Origin of the sequence: Pseudomonas fluorescens (assembly GCF_005938625.1) — a bacterium.
Classification (GTDB): Bacteria; Pseudomonadota; Gammaproteobacteria; order Pseudomonadales; family Pseudomonadaceae; genus Aquipseudomonas; species Aquipseudomonas fluorescens_BD.
Genome location: NZ_VCNJ01000009.1, coordinates 1 through 20,105 on the forward strand (window position 1 = coordinate 1; position 20,105 = coordinate 20,105).

Annotated in this window: 17 protein-coding genes and 1 pseudogene; 13 read left to right on the top strand and 5 right to left on the bottom strand. The window is 59.2% G+C overall.

The window, feature by feature from the left end; genetic code table 11:
* Positions 1 to 188 precede the first annotated feature (188 nt).
* From FGA82_RS07885 to FGA82_RS07940, 12 genes and pseudogenes are all read left to right on the top strand, one after another.
* A pseudogene (locus tag FGA82_RS07885) lies at positions 189 to 506 on the top strand (type VI immunity family protein); the annotation flags it as partial.
* A 188-nt stretch (positions 507 to 694) separates the two neighbouring features.
* The gene (locus tag FGA82_RS07890; protein ID WP_141126649.1) at positions 695 to 1,789 is read left to right on the top strand and encodes a pyoverdine biosynthesis transaminase PtaA; all 1,095 of its coding nucleotides are present in this window, start codon (positions 695 to 697) and stop codon (positions 1,787 to 1,789) included.
* A gap of 148 nt (positions 1,790 to 1,937) precedes the next feature.
* Positions 1,938 to 2,399, top strand: a complete 462-nt coding sequence (locus FGA82_RS07895; RefSeq protein WP_122599260.1) for an Lrp/AsnC family transcriptional regulator — start codon at positions 1,938 to 1,940, stop codon at positions 2,397 to 2,399.
* Positions 2,400 to 2,622: 223 nt separating this feature from the next.
* Positions 2,623 to 4,305 carry a flavin monoamine oxidase family protein gene (locus FGA82_RS07900; protein ID WP_141126650.1) on the top strand — a complete coding sequence of 561 codons (1,683 nt, stop codon included), beginning with the start codon at positions 2,623 to 2,625 and terminating at the stop codon, positions 4,303 to 4,305.
* Positions 4,306 to 4,317: 12 nt separating this feature from the next.
* The gene (locus FGA82_RS07905) at positions 4,318 to 5,112 is read left to right on the top strand and encodes a carbon-nitrogen hydrolase family protein (protein ID WP_141126651.1); all 795 of its coding nucleotides are present in this window, start codon (positions 4,318 to 4,320) and stop codon (positions 5,110 to 5,112) included.
* 38 nt (positions 5,113 to 5,150) lie between these two features.
* Positions 5,151 to 7,565: a pyrroloquinoline quinone biosynthesis protein PqqF gene (pqqF, locus tag FGA82_RS07910; RefSeq protein ID WP_141126652.1), complete on the top strand. Its 2,415-nt coding sequence runs from the start codon at positions 5,151 to 5,153 to the stop codon at positions 7,563 to 7,565.
* 155 nt (positions 7,566 to 7,720) lie between these two features.
* Positions 7,721 to 7,795, top strand: coding sequence for a pyrroloquinoline quinone precursor peptide PqqA (pqqA, locus tag FGA82_RS07915; RefSeq protein ID WP_003422658.1), 75 nt, complete (start codon positions 7,721 to 7,723; stop codon positions 7,793 to 7,795).
* Between the two features lie 81 nt (positions 7,796 to 7,876).
* Positions 7,877 to 8,788, top strand: coding sequence for a pyrroloquinoline quinone biosynthesis protein PqqB (gene pqqB, locus FGA82_RS07920; RefSeq protein ID WP_141126653.1), 912 nt, complete (start codon positions 7,877 to 7,879; stop codon positions 8,786 to 8,788).
* A 136-nt stretch (positions 8,789 to 8,924) separates the two neighbouring features.
* Complete coding sequence (pqqC, locus tag FGA82_RS07925) at positions 8,925 to 9,677, top strand: pyrroloquinoline-quinone synthase PqqC (RefSeq protein ID WP_141126654.1); 753 nt, start codon at positions 8,925 to 8,927, stop codon at positions 9,675 to 9,677.
* Positions 9,674 to 9,949, top strand: coding sequence for a pyrroloquinoline quinone biosynthesis peptide chaperone PqqD (pqqD, locus tag FGA82_RS07930; RefSeq protein WP_141126655.1), 276 nt, complete (start codon positions 9,674 to 9,676; stop codon positions 9,947 to 9,949). The genes pqqC and pqqD overlap by 4 nt, the downstream gene beginning before the upstream one ends.
* A gap of 7 nt (positions 9,950 to 9,956) precedes the next feature.
* Positions 9,957 to 11,093: a pyrroloquinoline quinone biosynthesis protein PqqE gene (gene pqqE / locus FGA82_RS07935; protein ID WP_432767137.1), complete on the top strand. Its 1,137-nt coding sequence runs from the start codon at positions 9,957 to 9,959 to the stop codon at positions 11,091 to 11,093.
* The gene (locus FGA82_RS07940; protein WP_141126657.1) at positions 11,059 to 12,870 is read left to right on the top strand and encodes a S9 family peptidase; all 1,812 of its coding nucleotides are present in this window, start codon (positions 11,059 to 11,061) and stop codon (positions 12,868 to 12,870) included. The genes pqqE and FGA82_RS07940 overlap by 35 nt, the downstream gene beginning before the upstream one ends.
* A gap of 133 nt (positions 12,871 to 13,003) precedes the next feature.
* On the opposite strand, the gene FGA82_RS07945 is transcribed toward FGA82_RS07940, so the two are convergent.
* The 3 genes from FGA82_RS07945 to FGA82_RS07955 all read right to left on the bottom strand — a co-directional run bounded on the left by FGA82_RS07945 (position 13,004) and on the right by FGA82_RS07955 (position 14,903).
* The gene (locus tag FGA82_RS07945) at positions 13,004 to 13,162 is read right to left on the bottom strand and encodes a YqaE/Pmp3 family membrane protein (protein ID WP_003228885.1); all 159 of its coding nucleotides are present in this window, start codon (positions 13,160 to 13,162) and stop codon (positions 13,004 to 13,006) included.
* Between the two features lie 65 nt (positions 13,163 to 13,227).
* The gene (locus FGA82_RS07950; protein ID WP_141126658.1) at positions 13,228 to 13,410 is read right to left on the bottom strand and encodes a DNA-binding protein; all 183 of its coding nucleotides are present in this window, start codon (positions 13,408 to 13,410) and stop codon (positions 13,228 to 13,230) included.
* Positions 13,411 to 13,619: 209 nt separating this feature from the next.
* The gene (locus FGA82_RS07955; RefSeq protein WP_141126659.1) at positions 13,620 to 14,903 is read right to left on the bottom strand and encodes an aspartate aminotransferase family protein; all 1,284 of its coding nucleotides are present in this window, start codon (positions 14,901 to 14,903) and stop codon (positions 13,620 to 13,622) included.
* Between the two features lie 169 nt (positions 14,904 to 15,072).
* Here FGA82_RS07955 and FGA82_RS07960 point away from each other — a divergent pair, with 169 nt between their 5' ends.
* Entirely contained in the window at positions 15,073 to 15,987 is a 915-nt protein-coding gene (locus FGA82_RS07960) for a LysR family transcriptional regulator (RefSeq protein WP_141126660.1), read from the top strand.
* Between the two features lie 227 nt (positions 15,988 to 16,214).
* On the opposite strand, the gene FGA82_RS07965 is transcribed toward FGA82_RS07960, so the two are convergent.
* Together FGA82_RS07965 and FGA82_RS07970 are read right to left on the bottom strand one after the other, a co-directional pair.
* A complete protein-coding gene (locus tag FGA82_RS07965; protein ID WP_141126661.1) occupies positions 16,215 to 17,993 on the bottom strand; it encodes an acyl-CoA dehydrogenase C-terminal domain-containing protein in 1,779 nt (592 codons plus the stop codon).
* 226 nt (positions 17,994 to 18,219) lie between these two features.
* A complete protein-coding gene (locus FGA82_RS07970) occupies positions 18,220 to 20,016 on the bottom strand; it encodes an acyl-CoA dehydrogenase C-terminal domain-containing protein (protein ID WP_141126662.1) in 1,797 nt (598 codons plus the stop codon).
* Between the last annotated feature and the right edge of the window lie 89 nt (positions 20,017 to 20,105).

Below are 20,105 nucleotides of genomic sequence, written 5' to 3' on the forward strand. Positions count from 1 at the left end.
CTACGGCACTCTAACTCGGGCTCATAATCCTTTGGTCCACGGTTCAAGTCCGTGTGGGCCCACCAAACCTGAAAGCCGCGCAAATGCGCGGCTTTTGCGTATCTGAAGCGAAAAAAATGCGGCTCCTCAAATCGCGAAATAGCGTGTTCCGCCCATAATCTGTCCACTCGTGTGCACTGATGCTGCAACATTTCGCGTTTTATACCTACGACGAAGGTGGGATCATCCAGTCGGGCGCACACCCGTACATAGCCGGCGATGGCGAGGATCTGAGACCAGCGCCATATGTACTGATAAACCATCTGCTCAAACCTGTTCGCTACGAGTCTGTCGAGTCGCTGCATGGCAACAGTCACGCGGGGGAATTGAGGTTGGTCGGATGGTCAGCCGATCAGTGGCTTAAACGCCTGGATGTTGACGACAGTTGGATTACAGACTGGCGCCTCAAGTTGCTGCACGAGGAACCGCATCTGAACTCTACAAATTCGCTGGCAGAACGCTTGTAGCGGTCTGCGCGCAGAGAAAAACCGACGCTCGCTGCACATGCTGAACCGCCCGTGATGGGCGGTTTTTTTGCGTGTGCTTTTCTGCTCATGAGATCACCCTCCTGTAAATCAACCATTAACCAGTTCGTTACTTCAGTATCCAGGCCCCACAGCCGTGGCGCATCTGATGATCCGAAAAGGGAGTTTTCATGGTTGATGTCACTCGACGCTCATTCGTTGGATTTGCTGCGACGCTGCCGTTGCTGGCCCACAACCCCTGGGCACAGGCTCACATTGAAACCGCCTCGACAGCGGCAACTTCTGATGACGTGCTGATCAACTTCAACGAAAGTCCTTGGGGACCCTCAGCGGCAGCCCGGCACGCGATGCAGGAAGGTATCGCCCTGTCGGGGCGCTATCCCTACAAGATCCAGTATCGACTCAATGCACTGTTTGCCCGCCAGCAAGGCATTCCCGAGGATTTCGTCCAGACGTATAGCGGCTCCAAACAGGCCTTGCAGTATGCCGTGCATGCCTTCACGCAGCAGGGAAGTCTGGTCGTCGCCACACCGTCCTACGAAGATCCCGCCCAGGCGGCTCGCAGCAGGAAAGTCACGGTTCATGAGGTATCTCTTGACGCAGAGCATGCTCACGACCTGCCGCGCATGCTGGCTGTCGACCCTCGGCCGGGGTTGATCTATATCTGCAACCCGAACAATCCGACCGGCACCCTCACGGCCCGCAGCGATATCGAACTTGCCCTGAAGAACAAACCCAAAGGCTCGATTCTGTTGGTGGATGAGGCTTACATCGATTTTTCGCAGGCCGCGACGTGCATCCCTCTGGTCAAGAATCACCCCGATCTGCTGGTGCTGCGTACCTTTTCGAAAATCTACGGCATGGCCGGAGCAAGGCTAGGCATCGCGGTGGGCAACCCGGCGCTGCTGGAACAACTTGAGGTGTTCGACAACTACAACGTACCGGCCGCATCGTCCCTGCTGGGAGCAATTGCCAGCCTTGAAGACGCGTCGTTGTTGACCCAAAGGAAACAGAACAATACGCGCCTGCGCGAGGAAACCGTCGCGTGGTTGAGCACCCGCGGTTTTCGCTGCACGGCGTCCCAGGCCAATTGCTTCATGATCGACGTCAGACGCCCGGCGAATGACGTGGTCAAGGCACTGGCCGAGCGCCGCGTGCATGTCGGTCGAGTATGGAAAGAATGGCCGACCTGGGTGCGTGTCAGTGTCGGCACGGACGATGACATGCGCCGATTCCGGGATGCGTTTGCCGAGGTTATGGGCTAAGCAACACGGGCATGAAGCAACGGTCAGGTTTCAGCAGCTCAATATCGTCGACACGCAGGTGAAAACCTAATCATCGCCTGCAAGCGTCCCCTCTATTGAGCCTGTAACATGCGCAAGCCACCGATTCGCGCCAATGGAGCCGCCCCCCTTGCCAGACATCCGCCCACCCGTGCTTGATGAAATCGACCGTCAGCTAATCGCCGCCCTGCAGATCAATGCCCGTGAGAGCGTGGCCATGCTCGCCCGGCAGTTGGGCATTGCGCGCACCACCGTGACGTCGCGGCTGGCGCGGCTGGAAAAAGCCAAAGTGATCACCGGTTATGGCGTGCGTCTGGGTCAGCGGGTAGTCGATGGCGGGTTGCAGGCGTATGTCGGGATCAAGGTGCAGCCGCGTTCCGGCAAAGAGGTGGTGCGCCGGTTGAGTGCGATGGCGCAGGTGCAGCAGTTGTGTGCGGTGAGTGGCGAGTTCGATTATGTGGCGTGGTTGCGTACGGATTCGCCGGAGCAACTGGATCAATTGCTCGATCAGATTGGCAGCGTGGACGGGGTGGAGAAAACCACGACGTCGATCATTTTGAGTAGCAAGATTGATCGGGGGCAGCCGGTTTAAGATTTCGATCGGGCTTCTCGGGTGGATTTCAGGGCCTCTTCGCGAGCAGGCCCGCTCGCGCACTTTGGTCGGAGTGCAGCCCCCAATCGTCATATTGATTATTAATCTGGCAAAATGACGACACTTTGCGTCTTATTAACGTGTTCTACGCTCCCTAGAATGGCTGGCATCTTTCCCTATACTCAGACGCGCATTCCGCGTCGGGTCGCCAGCAAGGTCAGCCATGAACAAGAACAATCGCCATCCTGCAGACGGTAAGAAACCAGTCACCATTTTCGGTCCGGACTTTCCGTTCGCGTTCGACGACTGGATCGAACACCCGGCCGGTCTCGGCAACATTCCTGAGCACAATCACGGTGCTGAAGTGGCGATCGTCGGCGCTGGTATCGCCGGGCTGGTAGCCGCTTACGAACTGATGAAGCTCGGCTTGAAACCCGTGGTTTACGAAGCATCAAAACTCGGTGGCCGTCTGCGTTCGCAGGCCTTCAACGGCACTGACGGCATCGTCGCCGAATTGGGCGGCATGCGCTTCCCGGTGTCTTCCACCGCGTTCTATCATTACGTCGACAAGCTCGGCCTCGAAACCAAACCCTTCCCGAACCCACTGACGCCAGCCTCCGGCAGCACCGTGATCGATCTGGAAGGCAAGACCCATTACGCACAGAAACTGGCGGATCTTCCTGCACTGTTCCAGGAAGTGGCTGACGCCTGGGCGGATGCGCTGGAGGCCGGTTCGCAGTTCGCCGATATCCAGCAAGCCATTCGCGACCGCGATGTGCCGCGCCTGAAAGAGCTGTGGAATACTTTGGTGCCGCTGTGGGACGACCGCACGTTCTACGATTTCGTCGCCACCTCCGAGGCCTTCGCCAAACTGTCATTCCATCACCGTGAAGTGTTCGGTCAGGTCGGTTTCGGCACCGGCGGCTGGGACTCGGACTTCCCGAACTCGATGCTGGAAATCTTCCGCGTGGTGATGACCAATTGCGACGATCACCAACACTTGGTCGTCGGCGGCGTCGAACAGGTTCCACAAGGCATCTGGCGCCATGTGCCGGAACGCTGCGTGCACTGGCCCGAAGGCACCAGCCTGAAATCCCTGCACCGTGGCGCGCCGCGTTCCGGCGTGAAGAAAATTGCCCACGCGGCGGATGGCCGTTTCGCGGTCACCGACAACAATGGCGACACCCGCGAATACGCCGCCGTGCTGACTACCTGCCAGAGCTGGCTGCTGACCACCCAGATCGAATGCGACGAAACCCTGTTCTCGCAGAAGATGTGGATGGCCCTCGACCGCACACGCTACATGCAGTCGTCGAAGACCTTCGTGATGGTCGACCGGCCATTCTGGAAGGACAAGGACCCGGAAACCGGCCGCGATTTGATGAGCATGACCCTCACTGATCGCCTGACCCGCGGCACTTACCTGTTCGACAACGGCGACGACAAACCGGGGGTGATCTGCCTGTCCTACTCATGGATGAGTGACGCACTGAAGATGCTCCCGCATCCGGTGGAAAAACGCGTTGAGCTGGCGTTGAATGCGTTGAAAAAGATCTACCCGAAAGTTGATATCGCCGCGCGAATCATTGGCGACCCGATCACCGTGTCGTGGGAAGCCGATCCGTACTTCCTCGGTGCCTTCAAAGGTGCACTGCCCGGCCACTATCGCTACAACCAGCGCATGTACGCGCACTTCATGCAGGACGATATGCCGGCCGAGCAACGCGGGATTTTCATCGCCGGCGACGACGTTTCGTGGACACCGGCATGGGTGGAAGGCGCGGTGCAGACCTCGCTCAACGCAGTGTGGGGAATCATGAAGCATTTCGGCGGTTCGACACATAAAGCGAACCCGGGCCCGGGTGATGTGTTCAAAGATATCGGCCCTATCGCCCTGCCCGAGTAAGAGGAATCCCTGATGCGTGTAGCCCTTTACCAATGTCCACCGCTGCCCCTGGACCCTGCCGCCAACCTGCAACGCCTGCATCAACTGGCGATGGAGGCCAAGGGCGCCGACCTGCTGGTGTTGCCGGAGATGTTCATGACCGGCTACAACATTGGCGCCGAAGCGGTCAGCACCTTGGCCGAGGTTTACAACGGTGAGTGGGCACAGCAGATCGGGCGAATCGCCAAAGCCGCAGGTTTGGCGATTGTTTACGGCTATCCGGAGCGCACCGCCGACGGGCAGATCTACAACGCCGTGCAGTTGATCGATTCGCACGGCGAGCGCCTGTGCAATTACCGCAAGACGCATCTGTTCGGCGATCTGGATCGTTCGATGTTCAGCCCCGGCGATGATGATTTCCCGATCGTCGAACTCAACGGCTGGAAGCTCGGTTTCCTGATCTGTTATGACCTGGAGTTTCCGGAAAACACCCGCCGTCTGGCGCTCGCCGGCGCCGAGCTGATTGTGGTGCCGACGGCGAACATGATTCCGTTCGATTTCGTCGCTGACGTCACCGTGCGATCGCGCGCCTTCGAAAACCAGTGCTACGTGGCCTACGCCAACTATTGCGGCAGCGAAGGCGACATCCACTATTGCGGGCAAAGCAGCCTCGCCGCACCGGATGGCAGCCGCATCGCCCAGGCCGGACTCGACGAAGCGCTGATCATCGGCGAACTGGATCGACAGTCGATGCTCGACTCGCGCGCGGCCAATCGCTACCTCAGCGATCGCCGCCCGGAGCTTTACGGCGCGCTGAATCAGCGCTAATCCGCTAGCATTGGCACTTCACTGTTCTGGAAGTGCCCATGCCTGCGCCGACTCACCCCCGCCCTCACACCGAAACCATGGCCAATGGCTTGCGCGTGACCCTGCGTCATGTGCCAGGTCTGAAGCGTAGCGCCGCCGCATTACGGGTGTCTGCCGGTAGCCACGACGCGCCATTGGCGTGGCCGGGGCTGGCGCATTTTCTTGAGCATTTGCTGTTTCTCGGCACCGAGCGTTTTCCTGCAGGCGAAGGGCTGATGGCCTATGTGCAAGGTCACGGCGGGCAGGTGAATGCCAGTACTCGCGAACGCGCCACTGACTTTTTCTTTGAGCTACCGACGCAGTCGTTCAGCGGTGGGCTGGAGCGTCTGTCAGACATGCTCGCCAAGCCGCGTATGAATCTGGACGATCAGTTGCGGGAACGGGAAGTGTTGCAGGCGGAATTTGTCGCCTGGTCGCAGGATCCTGCGGCGCAGCAGCAGTTTGCCGTGTACGAAGGTTTACCGGCAGAGCACCCGTTGCGCGGATTTCATGCGGGGAATCGTGACAGCCTGCATGTCGAACAGCCTGCGTTTCAACAGGCCTTGAAGGACTTCCACCAGCAGTTTTATCAGACTGGGCAGATGACCCTGAGCCTGGTCGGACCGCAGAGTCTTGATGAGTTGAAAGCATTAACGGAGAAATTCGCAGCGGCTTTACCGGCTGGGGATAAAGTTGCGCAGGCTCTGCCCTTGTCGTTAGCGGTGAAAAGTTATCAACAGGTCGATGAGCGACGCGGCAATCTGTTATTCGCGTTTGAGGCTCTGCCTGAATCGTCCAGCGAGGCGTTGGCGTTTCTTTGCCATTGGTTGAACAGCGCCAAGCCCGGCGGATTGCTCGCGCATTTGCAGCAGCAAAAACTGGCGGATGGATTAAAAGCCACGCCGATTTACCAATTCGCCGGGCAAGCATTGCTGGATCTGGAATTCAGCGCGCCGTCCCAATCGTTGAAAGCCATTCGCGACGACCTGCTCGATTGGGTGAGTTTCTTTGCTCAACAAGATTGGGCGCCACTGCGCGAGGAATACGCCGCCCTTCTTCAACGTCAGCAGCAAGTCAGAGGTGCGCTACAACTGGCGCGGCACGACAGTGAACAGCTGGAAAATGGTCTGTCAGACAAAGGCGCTGAAGCCCTCACTCAAATCCTCGGCGAAATCGGTACTGTGGATAACTTCAGCGAGCACTGGCACCTGCCCGCTGCCAATCCATTCCTGCGTGTCAGCGAACCTCTGGCCAATGCCGGGCTGATTCGCGGCCAGACCAGCGCCCACCGTGGCTTGCGAACGTTCGCTCAGGATCGCTCGCGCGGCCGTCGCGAACGCTCGCCGATGCAATTCAGCCAGGCATTGCCGGACAGCGGCGATGAAGGCGCGATCTATCTGCGTTGGCACATGGAAGCTGCAGCCACCGCTGATCTGCACTCAAGATTGCAACGCAGTCTTCGGCAAACGCAGCAGGACGCGCGCGAAGCCGGGGTGGAGGTGTCTTTCAACGCCACCGGTACTCAATGGCTCCTGAAGCTCACCGGGCTTTCGGAATCGATGCCCAGCATCCTGGAGCACGCGCTGAAAAGTCTGACGCAAGTTGATGCGGATTCCTCACGCAGTGAGCCAGAAACCCCGCTGATCCCCATCCGCCAACTGCTCAAAACGCTGCCGGAACAGGTGCTGGAATCAGTCAACATCAGCGACGACGCCAGACACCTGTGGACAAGTTCACGCTGGGACGGCCTCGCTTTAGGTCTCAACCAACAGACGCAAGCGGCTATGGGCCTGGCCTTGAGCCGCATTCCCGGGAGCCCGGACAATCAGTTGCCAGCGCCTGCGGCGATCCCGACGCAAAAACACTGGAGCCACATCGATACCGCGTCCAGCGAACACGCCTTGCTCCTGTGCTGCCCGACCGAAGGCCGCGACATCACCGACGAAGCTGCTTGGCGCCTGCTCGCGCAACTTTGCCAGACACCGTTCTATCAGCGTTTGCGAGTCGAGCTGCAATTGGGCTACGCGGTGTTCAGTGCGCTGCGCCAGATGCAGGGCCAGACCACTCTCCTGTTCGGTGTGCAATCGCCAAGTGCCAAACCTGCGGCGTTGCTCAAGCACATTCAACAGTTTCTCAACGGCATTCCCGCGCTGATCGAAGAGCTTGATGAGGTCAGCCTCGGCCAGCAACGGCAAAACCTCGCCAATCAATTCGACGACGCCAATCTGTCCAGCAAAGACGCTGCCGAGCTGCTTTGGCAGGCCAGGCTCGCTGGCCACTCGTCGGATTATCTTGAGCAATTGATCATTGCGATCCGCCAACTGGATCGCCAGACACTGCTCAGCGCTGCACAGCGCTTGATCAAAGCCGAAGGCGGCTGGCTCTGCATCGCCAGCGATCCAGTGCCGCAAACCCCATGGCAAGCGGCAAATTGATCATTACCGAGGCTGCAAGGAGCTTTCTCAAAGATTCACGGGCAAACCCGGTGAAATTTTGAGTAACATAGCCGCCTAACTATTTGGAACATCTTTGCGCTGCCGTGGACTATACCTATGGACAGCGCTATCCCACCAACCTGAAGGAGACACCCATGTCCTGGACAAAACCAGCTTACACCGACCTGCGTATCGGCTTCGAAGTCACCATGTACTTCGCCAGCCGCTGAGTTCTGCTTACGTAGAATTGCAGTGCAACGCCTCGGTTCGCCGGGGCGTTTTATTTTCCGCGTTGAAATGATGGAGTGTTCATGTTCGTCCAGATTCTGGGTTCGGCCGCCGGCGGCGGTTTTCCGCAGTGGAACTGCAACTGCGTCAATTGCGCAGGCTTTCGCGACGGCAGCCTGAATGCCAAGGCCCGCACCCAATCGTCCATCGCGATTTCCGATGACGGCGTGAACTGGGTGTTGTGCAACGCCTCACCGGACATTCGCGCGCAGTTGCAAAGCTTCGTCCCGATGCAACCGGGCCGTGCGCTGCGCGACACCGGCATCAGCGCGATCATCCTGATGGACAGCCAGATCGACCACACCACCGGCCTGCTCAGCCTGCGCGAAGGTTGCCCGCATCAGGTCTGGTGCACGGACATGGTTCACGAAGACCTCAGCACCGGTTTCCCGCTGTTCAAGATGCTTACGCACTGGAACGGCGGGCTGGACTGGAACCGCATCGAACTCGACCAGAGCTTCACCGTGGCCGCCTGCCCGAACCTGCGCTTCACCCCGCTACCGTTGCGCAGCGCCGCGCCACCGTATTCGCCGCACCGCTTCGATCCGCATCCGGGCGACAACATCGGCTTGATCGTGGAAGACCTGAATACCGGCGGCAAATTGTTCTACGCGCCGGGTCTGGGCAAGGTCGATGCGCCGCTGCTGGAAATCATGGCCAGCAGTGATTGCCTGCTGGTCGACGGCACCATGTGGGACGACGATGAGATGCAGCGCCGTGGCGTTGGCACTCGCACCGGTCGCGAGATGGGCCATCTGGCACAGAACGGCCCTGGCGGCATGCTCGAAGTGCTGGAGCAGTTGCCTGAGCAGCGCAAAGTGCTTATCCACATCAACAACACCAACCCGATTCTCGATGAGGATTCGCCGGAGCGTGCGGAACTGGCGAGACGTAATGTTGAAGTGGCGTTCGATGGCATGAGTATTGTGCTGTAGCGACCGGCCTCTTCGCGAGCAAGCTCGCTCCCACACTGGATCTGTGGCGTTCACAAACCCTGTGGGAGCGAGCTTGCTCGCGAAGGCGTCCGAATAGACACCCAGGATTCCAACGGTTGTTCCCCGGAGAACCGCAATGACCGACACCCCGCTGTCCCCCACCGAATTCGAAGCGGCCCTGCGCGCCAAAGGCGCCTATTACCACATCCACCACCCGTACCACGTGGCGATGTACCAAGGCCGCGCCACTCGCGAGCAGATTCAGGGCTGGGTCGCCAACCGCTTCTACTATCAGGTGAACATCCCTCTGAAAGACGCGGCGATCCTCGCCAACTGCCCGGATCGGGCAATACGCCGCGAGTGGATTCAGCGCCTGCTTGACCATGACGGCGCCCCCGGTGAAGACGGCGGCATCGAAGCGTGGCTGCGACTCGGTCAAGCGGTCGGTCTCGACCCGGATCAACTGCGCTCTCAGGAGCTGGTGCTGCCCGGCGTACGGTTCGCCGTCGATGCCTACGTCAACTTCGCCCGCCGCGCCAGTTGGCAGGAAGCCGCCAGCAGCTCGCTGACTGAACTGTTCGCGCCGCAGATCCACCAATCACGCCTCGACAGCTGGCCGCAACATTACCCGTGGATCGACCCGGCCGGTTACGAATACTTCCGCACGCGCCTCGGTCAGGCGCGACGCGATGTCGAGCACGGGCTGGCGATCACGCTCGAGCACTACAAGACCCGCGAAGGTCAGGAGCGCATGCTGGAAATTCTCCAGTTCAAACTGGACATTCTTTGGAGCATGCTCGATGCCATGAGCATGGCCTACGAACTGAACCGCCCGCCGTATCACAGCGTCACCGAACAACGGGTCTGGCATAAAGGAATCACCTTATGAGTTTCGACCGCAGCAAAGTTCCGACCTGGCGTCCCGGCTACCGTTTCCAGTACGAACCGGCGCAGAAAGGCCACGTGCTGCTTTACCCCGAAGGCATGATCAAACTCAACGACAGCGCCGCGCTGATCGGTGGTTTGATTGACGGCGAACGCGATGTCGCAGAAATCATTGCCAAACTCGATGAGCAGTTCCCCGGTGTGCCCCAACTCGGTGACGACATCGAGCAATTCATGGAGGTTGCCCGTGCGCAGCACTGGATCGAACTTGCCTGATTCGTCGGTGCAAGTACCGCCAAAACCTGAAATCGGCCTGCCGCTGTGGCTGCTCGCCGAGCTGACCTACCGCTGCCCGCTGCAATGCCCGTACTGCTCCAATCCGCTGGATTTCGCCGAGCAGGGCAAAGAGCTGAGCACCGAGCAGTGGATCAAGGTATTTCGCGAAGCGCGGGAGATGGGCGCGGCGCAACTGGGCTTTTCCGGTGGCGAACCGCTGGTGCGTCAGGATCTCGCCGAGCTGATTCATGAAGCTCGGCAGTTGGGTTTCTACACCAACCTGATTACCTCCGGCATCGGCCTGACCGAGCAGAAAATCAGCGACTTCAAAAAGGCCGGACTGGATCACATCCAGATCAGTTTTCAGGCCAGTGACGAGCAAGTGAACAACCTGCTCGCCGGTTCGAAAAAAGCCTTCGCGCAGAAATTGGAAATGGCTCGCGCAGTGAAGGCCCACGGTTATCCGATGGTGCTGAATTTCGTCACCCATCGGCACAACATCGACAAAATCGACCGCATCATCGAGCTGTGCATTGCGCTTGAAGCCGACTTCGTCGAGCTCGCCACCTGCCAGTTCTACGGTTGGGCGCAGCTCAATCGTGTCGGCCTGTTGCCGACCAAAGAGCAACTGGTCCGTGCCGAACGCATCACCAACGAATACCGCGCAAAACTGGAAGCCGAAGGGCATCCGTGCAAGCTGATTTTCGTCACCCCGGATTACTACGAAGAACGCCCGAAAGCCTGCATGAACGGCTGGGGCAGTATCTTTCTGACAGTTACCCCGGACGGCACCGCCCTGCCCTGCCATGGCGCCCGACAACTGCCGGTGCAATTTCCCAATGTGCGCGATCACAGCATGCAGCACATCTGGTACGACTCGTTCGGCTTCAACCGCTTCCGTGGTTACGACTGGATGCCCGAGCCGTGCCGCTCCTGTGACGAGAAAGAAAAAGACTTCGGCGGCTGCCGCTGCCAGGCGTTCATGCTCACCGGTGATGCGAGCAATGCTGACCCGGTGTGCAGCAAATCCGAACATCACGGCGTGATTCTCAAGGCCCGCGAAGAAGCCGAGACCGCCACTCAAACCATCGAACAATTGGCCTTCCGCAATGAACGAAACTCACGCCTCATCGCCAAGGGCTGAACCTTTCAGCGCCTCGCAAGCTGTGGCCGCTGGCATGGACTTCGCCGAGTTGCAGCTCGGTGCTAACGGTTTGTTCTGGAATGAATATCGCCCGGAAGATGCTGCGTGCCGGATCTGGCATTGGCGCGATGGTGTGGCGAAATGTCTGACACCGAACGGTTTCAGCGTGCGCAGTCGGGTGTACGAATATGGCGGTGGCGCGTTTTGTCTGACGCCGGACGGGGTGGTTTTCGTCGCTGAGGCCGATCAGCAGTTGTATCGGCAGACGCTGGATGGAACGCCTGAGGTACTGACGTCGGGTGAGTGCCGTTATGGTGATCTGCATTTTGCTTTTGGCCAGGTTCTGGCGGTTGAGGAACAGCAAGACCAGCATCGGCTGGTGGCGATTGATCTGGCTGACGGCGCGCGGCATTTGCTGATTGAGGGCGCGGATTTTTATGCTGCGCCAACACTCAGCCCGGATGGCCAGCGTTTGGCCTGGATCGAGTGGAGCCGACCGCATCAACCGTGGACCTCGACCCGGTTGATGGTGGCTGAGCACTTGACTGACGCCGCGTTCGGTTTGCCGCGATGCGTTGCTGGCGGTGAGGTTGAAGAATCCATTCAACAGCTACGATTTAACGCCGGAGGTCGACTGTATTGCCTGACCGATCGTGGTGGATTCTGGCAACCGTGGGCTGAGACTTCCGACGGTTTGGAGCCATTACCTGCTGCACAGGCCGATCACGCACCCGCACCGTGGCAACTGGGCGGCTGTACCTGGCTGCCTGTTGATAGTTCGTTTTTGGCGAGCTGGAGCGCAGATGGTTTTGGTCGCCTGACGCTGGGTGACGAAGATTTCACTGGCGACTACAGCCGCTTCCGTCATCTAGCTGTGGATGAGCAATTTATCTACTGCATCGCCGCCTCGCCGATCAGTCCTTCGTCGGTCATCTCCATTGATCGAACTACACGCGAAGTGAACGTGCTGGCCGGCGGCGTGGCGCCGTTGCCTGCCGAACGCATCAGCCGTCCGCAAACCCTGCGCTACCCAAGCGGTTCGGGCGAGGCGCACGGGTTCTTTTATCCGGCCATGAGCGGCGAGGCAAAACCGCCGCTGGTGGTGTTCATCCACGGCGGCCCGACATCGGCCTGCTACCCGATGCTTGACCCACGCATTCAGTACTGGACGCAACGCGGTTTCGCCGTCGCCGACCTCAACTATCGCGGCAGTAGCGGTTACGGCCGCGAATATCGCCAGGCCTTGTACCTGAGCTGGGGTGAAGTGGATGTCGAGGATGCTTGTGCGGTGGTGAGCTATCTCGCCGAGCAGGGTTTGATCGACGGTGAGCGCGCATTCATTCGGGGCGGCAGCGCAGGCGGCTACACCACGTTATGTGCGCTGGCGTTCAACCAGGTTTTCCGCGCCGGAGCGAGTTTGTACGGCGTTAGCGACCCGGTTGCGTTGGCTCGAGCAACGCACAAATTTGAAGGTGATTATCTGGACTGGCTGATCGGCGATCCCGAGCAAGACGCCGAACGCTACGCTGCCCGCACGCCGCTGCTGCACGCGAACAACATTCGCGTGCCGGTGATTTTCTTTCAGGGTGAACTGGATGCTGTCGTCGTCCCGCAACAGACACGCGACATGGTCACGGCACTCGAGAAAAACGGCATCCCGGTCGAAGCGCATTACTACCCCGACGAACGCCACGGCTTCCGCCGCGCGGCCAATCAGGCGCATGCACTGGAGCAGGAGTGGAAGTTCTATCGGCGGGTGATGGGACTGGCGGACTGATCACCGCGCCCCATTCAAAATCGAGTTGCGCCATTCGCGAGCAGGCTCACTCCCACATTGGATCTGTGTTGTTCACAAATCCCCTGTGGGAGCGAGCCTGCTCGCGAAAGCTATCTACTTGGCGCCGCCGGACTCAGCGCTTGGCGATGATGTACACCGCATGCACGATCCCCGGAATATACCCGCACAACGTCAGCAGAATGTTCAACCAGAACGCCCCGCCAAACCCGACCTGCAGAAACACGCCCAGTGGTGGCAACAAAATAGCGATGATGATGCGAATGAAATCCATGGGGCAGCTCCTGTATGGGGGTTGGCTCACTTGAGCCATACAAGCTAATCGACCTGCGCCGTTCGTCAGGGTTCAGTACCATGTTCCGTGTCAGCATCAGATTGACGCCGAGCCGCGTCAGAAATTGCAGCTAGGCATGACTCATCAAACTCCCGCATCGTTGCCTTGCTGATGGCACCGACATCAAGCAGAGCAATGGCTGACTCGTGTATCAATTCAGAAACTTCACTTTTGAATTTTTCACCCATGAGATGGCTCCTCCATTTCCTTGGTCGAGAGGTTCTCGATTTGTCGTAGCAACGGCTGAGCTTAAAAACATGAGCTGCTCCATCGTTCAAGCATTAATTGCCATTTGCAAAAGCCGGCCACAAAAAAAACGCCCCACGCCAAAAGAATCAGGCGTGGGGCGTGCGTTATACCGCGAGACGGTTCTTGGATTTGGGTAGGAAACTTCAGCTCAGACGGCAATCCCTTTGCGACATTGCAGTTGTGCCGTGCGCACTCGCGAGAACGCGCGGCCCAGGCGCAGGAGCATTTCGTCGATGTTGCTTTTGCTCACGGTGAGCGCCGGGGTGAAGCGCAGGCAGTTGGCTTGCGGGGCGTTGAGCAGCAAGCCTTCGTGAAGGGCGGCGTGGACCACGGCCTCGGCGGAATCGTCTGACAGGGTCAGTCCGTAGAACAGACCTTGACCGCGCAGTTCGCCGTGGTCGTAGCGGTGTGCCAATCGGGCCAGACCTTCACGCAGGTGCTGACCGTTATCGTTGATCTGCTGGAGGAAGCTGCGGTCGTGCACGCTGTCGAGCACTACCAGACCGGCCGCCGTCATCAATGCATTGCCGTGATGCGTGCCGCCCAGTTCGCCGGCCTCGAAACAACATGCTTTGCCCCGCGCCAGCAGCGCCGCCAATGGCACACCGCCGCCAAGTCCTTTGCCGAGCACGACGATATCGGCGCGCACGCCGTAGTACTGTTCCGCGAGCAGAGCGCCGCAGCGGCCGATGCCAGTCTGCACTTCGTCGAGAATCAGCAGAATGCCCAATTCGCGGCACAGCCGTTCGACACCTTTGAGGTAATGCTCGGTGGCGGGAACGACGCCGGCATCGCTCTGGATCGGCTCAAGCATGATCGCCACGGTCTGCGCATCGACCGCCGCGTGCAGGGCCGGCAAGTCGTTGAACGGCACCGGATCGAAACCCGGCAACAACGGTGCAAACCGGTTGTGCAGGTTGCAGCTGTCCGAGGCGGAAATTGTCGCCAGACTGCGACCGTGACAACCCTGCTTCGCGACAATGATCCGCGAGGCGCCGCCGCGATGCAGCTGCCCCCACTTGCGCGCGAGTTTGATCGCCGCTTCACAGGCTTCGCTGCCGCTGTTGAGCAAGTAGGCCTGATCGCTGAAAGTGGCGGCGCACAGACGCTCGGCAAGGCTGAGCATGCCGCGATTATGCAGATTGAAACCGGGATTGATCAGCGCCTGGGCTTGACTGGCAATAGCTTTGACCAACGCCGACGGGCTGTGACCAAGGCTGTTGGCACCACCGGCCTGGGAAAAATCGAGGTACGCACGGTCATTGCTGTCCCACAACCACGAACCCTGACCCCGAACGAACACCTGTTGCGGCCGTTCGACACTGGGCATCAAGCGCGCAGCGCTGGGATTTTCGCTGATATCAGAAGAACTGGCCTCGAAAGCGAGGTCATCAAGACTCGGCGTCTGACGCCGCAAACTGAACAGATTCATTGAAAAACACCTCGTCTCAGGTGTTTTGAACTGCCTATGCAAACACTTTCGAAGCGAACGCTATTCATCGCGCTTTCTGGCCCTGTAAGCCTTGTGAATGCGGTTAGACTAGGCTCACTGACGCCTACGGGCCATTTCGATTTACCAGCATTTTCGATAAGTATTACTTATGGATTTCAAACAACTGCGTTATTTCGTCGCGGTCTACGAAGAAGGTCATGTTGGCCGCGCCGCCGAGCGCCTGTCGATCTCGCAACCGGCGCTGTCGCAACAGATCCGCCAGCTCGAACAGAACCTCGACGTCACCTTGTTCGAACGCAGCAGCAAACGCCTGCTGCCAACTCTCGCCGCGCACACGCTGTACAACCATGCCTTGCCATTGCTTGATGGCTTGCAACGAGCGCGCGAGGCATTGGGCAATTTCAAGGGCCAAGCCTTGCGCACGCTGGCGATCGGCGTTTTGCAAACGGTGCACACCAGTCTGGTGCCGCAAATGCTTGAGCGGGTGCGCAAGGCGCAGCCGCATCTGGTGGTGCAGATTTATGAATTGACTGGGCTTGAAATCGAAAGGCGTCTGCTCAACGGTTCATTGGACATCGGCATCAGTTATTTGCCGCCGCGCCAACCGGGCCTGCATGGCGTGATGCTGTATGAAGATGAACTGACGCTGGTTATCCCGGCCGATCACCCCTTGCGTGAATTCAAGAAAGTCTCGATGCGCCAGGCTGCTGAACTGCCCATGTTGCTGCTGGGTGAAGAGTTTCAGATTCGCCAGATCTGGCAGGCGCAACTGACCACCCTCGGACGACGTCCGCAGGTGCAAGCCGAGTTGAACAATATGGTGGGGATTCTCGACAGTCTGCCGCACACCAAACTGGCGACGGTGCTGCCGGGGCGTTCGCAAAAGGAGTACGACGATCAGGATTTGCTGTGGAAACCGCTGAGCGAACCCAGGGTGCCGCTGAAGGTTGGTCTGGTCTGTCGTGATGTGCAGCGTCAGCAGGCGCCTTTGGCGCTGTTGCAGACGTTGCTGGAAGAAGTGATGGAGCGCGAAGTGAAGCCGGCGTTGGACCCCTTGGCCTGAGCACTATTCTGCAGGCAAAAGAAAACCCCGCCGAAGCGGGGCTTTGCAGACTGTTTCCCTGACATCCATTTCACTCCGCCACCCTGGCAGAATCCTACGTGTCCGTGTTGTTGCTTTGCGCTTCCTGCGCGACGTCCATGAAATGTAGATTAGCCGTGGATCCAATCTACGCATATGGGAGAACAGCAGCACGTCATGTAAGAGAATGCTTACATGACGCTATCGCATCAGAATTGTGCGGCATCCAGCAGGAACAGCGACTCGCTACCGGCCTTCACCGACGCGCTCAACGAGTGAATACGCGGCAGCAGACGGGCGAAGTAAAAGCGCGCAGTGCCCAGTTTGCTGGCATAGAAATCATCTTGCTCTTCTTTGCCCAGCGAAGCTTTTGCCATCAATGCCCACATGTAGGCGTAGGAAACGTATCCAAACGCTTGCAGATATTCGACCGAGGCCGCGCCGATTTCGTTCGGATTGTTTTTCGCCCGATCCAGCAACCACGAGGTCAGCTCGTCGAGGGTGCCGACGGCATCGTTCAGCGGCTTGGTGAATTCGCCCAGATCGGCGCTGGCAGTTGCGGTGAAGTGGCGGATCTCGTCGGCGAACAATTGGTAGAACGCGCCGCCGCTGCCGACGATCTTGCGCCCGACCAGGTCCAGCGCCTGAATGCCGTTGGTGCCTTCGTAGATTTGCGTGATGCGCACGTCACGCACCAGTTGCTCCTGACCCCACTCGCGGATATATCCGTGGCCGCCGAAAATCTGCTGGCCGTGCACGGTGGTTTCCAGACCCAGATCAGTGAGGAATGCCTTGGCCACTGGCGTCAGCAACGCGACCAGATCTTCAGCACGTTTGCGGGTGGTGGCGTCTTCGCTGAACTTGGCGGTGTCGAGTTGCATCGCCACGTAAGTGGAGAACGCACGGCCGCCCTCGTTCGAGGCTTTCATGGTCAGCAGCATGCGCCGCACGTCCGGGTGGACGATGATCGGGTCAGCGACTTTGTCTTTGTTCTGCGCACCGGTCGGCGAACGGCTTTGCAGACGGTCGCGGGCGTATTCGACAGCGTTCTGATACGAACGCTCGCCGGTCGCCAGGCCTTGAATACCGACGCCCAGACGCTCGTAGTTCATCATGGTGAACATCGCGGCCAGGCCTTTGTTCGGCTCGCCGACCAGATAACCCACGGCTTCGTCGAAGTTCATCACGCAGGTCGCGGATGCCTGGATGCCCATTTTGTGTTCAATCGAACCGCAGTTCGCCGGGTTGCGCGCGCCGAGGCTGCCGTCGGTATTGACCATGAACTTCGGCACGAGGAACAGCGAAATGCCTTTCGGACCCGCCGGGGCGTCCGGCAATTTCGCCAGCACCAGGTGGATGATGTTTTCGGTGAGGTCGTGTTCGCCGCCGGTGATGAAGATCTTGGTGCCGCTGACTTTGTAGGAACCGTCGGCCTGAGGCTCGGCCTTGGTGCGGATGATCCCCAGGTCGGTGCCGGCGTGCGGCTCGGTCAGACACATCGAACCGGCCCAGACGCCTGCATACATGTTCGGCAGGTACGCGGCTTTCAGCTCTTCGCTGGCGTGGGCATTGATCGACAGGCAAGCACCGGCGGTCAGCATCGGGTACAGACCGAACGACAGGCTGGCGGAGTTGACCATTTCTTCAACCTGCGCCGACACGGCTTTGGGCATGCCCATGCCGCCGTACTCGGGGTCACCGCCAACGCCGACCCAACCACCTTCAGCGTAAGTCTGATAAGCCTGTGGGAAACCGGCGGGAGTGGTGACGGCGCCGTCGGCCCAGTGGCAACCTTCTTCGTCAGCCGCACGGCTCAGCGGCGCGATGCTTTTGCTGGTGACCTTGCCGGCCTCTTCGAGAATGGCTTCAACGGTTTCGGCGTCGACGGTCTCGGCCAGTGCTGGCAGTTCAGCCCAGAGTTTGGCGACTTCGAACACTTCATTGAGGACGAAGCGCATATCGCGCAGCGGCGCTTTGTAGTCAGCCATGGCAAACCTCGCAAGATCTAAACAGGTGATTCGTGGAATGGTGTTTTCGTTGAGCCGGAGTGTACCTCAACAACTTTTGCGACACATAGGGTCAACCGGTGACTGTTTTGTTATTTTTAGTCACCACAAAAAGATCACAGCCTTCGGCAGTTCCTACAGAGAAATTAGATCCCGTGTAGGAGCTGCCGAAGGCTCGTGCCGCGATCGGACGATCTTTTGATCTTTACTAAAGTGCAAACAACTCCGCAGGCAGTTTCATCAGGCAATCACTCCCCGCCTCGATCGCCGCCCGATGCGCCGCCGTACGCGGCAACAAACGCTTGAAGTAAAACTCGCACGTCGCCAACTTCCCGCGCAGGTAATCCGCCTCGCCCTCGCCCGCCTCCAGTTGCGCCTGCGCCACCAATGCCATGCGCAACCACAGATAACCGAGAATGATGTAACCGCTGTACATCAGATAATCCACCGACGCCGCGCCCACTTCATCCGGGTTCTTCATCGCCGCCATGCCGACCTTCATGGTCAGGTCGCCCCACTGCTGGTTCAGCTCATTGAGCTGCGCAACGAAACTGCCCATTTGCGGGTGCTCAGCGTTGGCCGCGCAGAACTTATGGACGATCTTGGTAAAGCCGCGCAGCAATTTGCCCTGACTGCCCAGCACCTTGCGACCCAGCAAATCCAGCGCCTGAATGCCGTTGGTACCCTCGTAGATCGGAGCGATCCGACAGTCGCGCACCAGTTGCTCCATGCCCCATTCACGAATGAAGCCATGACCACCGAACACCTGCATGCCGAGGTTGGTCACTTCCAGCCCGGTATCGGTCATGAAGGCCTTGCAGATCGGCGTGAGGAAGGCCAATAGATCTTCGGCCTCCTGACGCGCGTCGGCATCGCTGCTCAGATGCGCGACATCGAGCAACTGTGCGGTGAAATAGGTCAGCGCGCGGTTGCCTTCGTTGAAAGCTTTCATGGTCAGCAACATGCGCCGCACGTCCGGGTGGACGATGATTGGGTCGGCCGCTTTGTCCGGGGCTTTGGCACCGGTCAGCGAGCGCATCTGCAAGCGGTCGTTGGCGTATTTGATCGCGCCCTGAAAGCTCGCCTCGCCCAGACACAACCCCTGCATGCCGGTGCCGAGGCGCGCATGGTTCATCATGGTGAACATGCAGTTCAGGCCTTTGTTCGCCTCGCCGATCAGATAGCCCTTGGCGCCGTCGAAGTTCAACACGCAAGTGGCCGAAGCCTTGATACCCATCTTGTGTTCGATCGAACCGCAGGACACGCCGTTGCGCTCGCCCGCCTCGCCTGCCGTATTCGGCAAGAACTTCGGCACGATAAACAGCGAGATGCCCTTAGTCCCGGCCGGCGCGTCCGGCAGTTTGGCCAACACCAGATGAATGATGTTGTCGCTCATGTCGTGCTCGCCGGCGGAGATGAAAATCTTGCTGCCGGTGACCGCGTAGCTACCGTCGGCCTGAGGCACGGCGCGGGTCTTGATAATGCCCAGGTCGGTGCCGCAATGGGCTTCGGTCAGGCACATGGTGCCGGTCCACTGGCCGGCGGTGAGTTTGCTCAGGTAGGTTTCTTTTTGCTCAGCGCTGCCGTGGGCATGGATCGCCGACATCGCGCCGTGAGTCAGTCCTGGGTACATGCCCCAAGACGTGTTGCTGGAGCCGACCATTTCGCTGATCACCAGCCCCAGCGAACTTGGCAGGCCCTGGCCGCCATAGGTCGGGTCTGCAGCCAGACCGTGCCAGCCGCCCTCGACGTATTGTGCGAAGGCTTGCTTGAAGCCTGTAGGCGTTGTCACCACACCGTTGTCGAAATGGCAGCCTTCTTCGTCACCGCTACGATTGAGCGGCGCCAGAACGTTCTCGCAGAACTTCGCGCCCTCTTCGAGGATCGCGTTAATCATGTCCGGGCTGGCGTCGTGCGCGCCGAGGGCGGCGTAGTTGCCGTGGAAGTCGAAGACGTGATCGATCAGAAAGCGCATGTCGCGCAGCGGGGCTTTGTACTCAGGCATGGTGGCTTCTCCGTCAGCAGATTGCCTCAACCTACTGCCGGCCACTGCGCCAAACAATCACTGTGCAGACGCTGAATGCGCCGTCATCA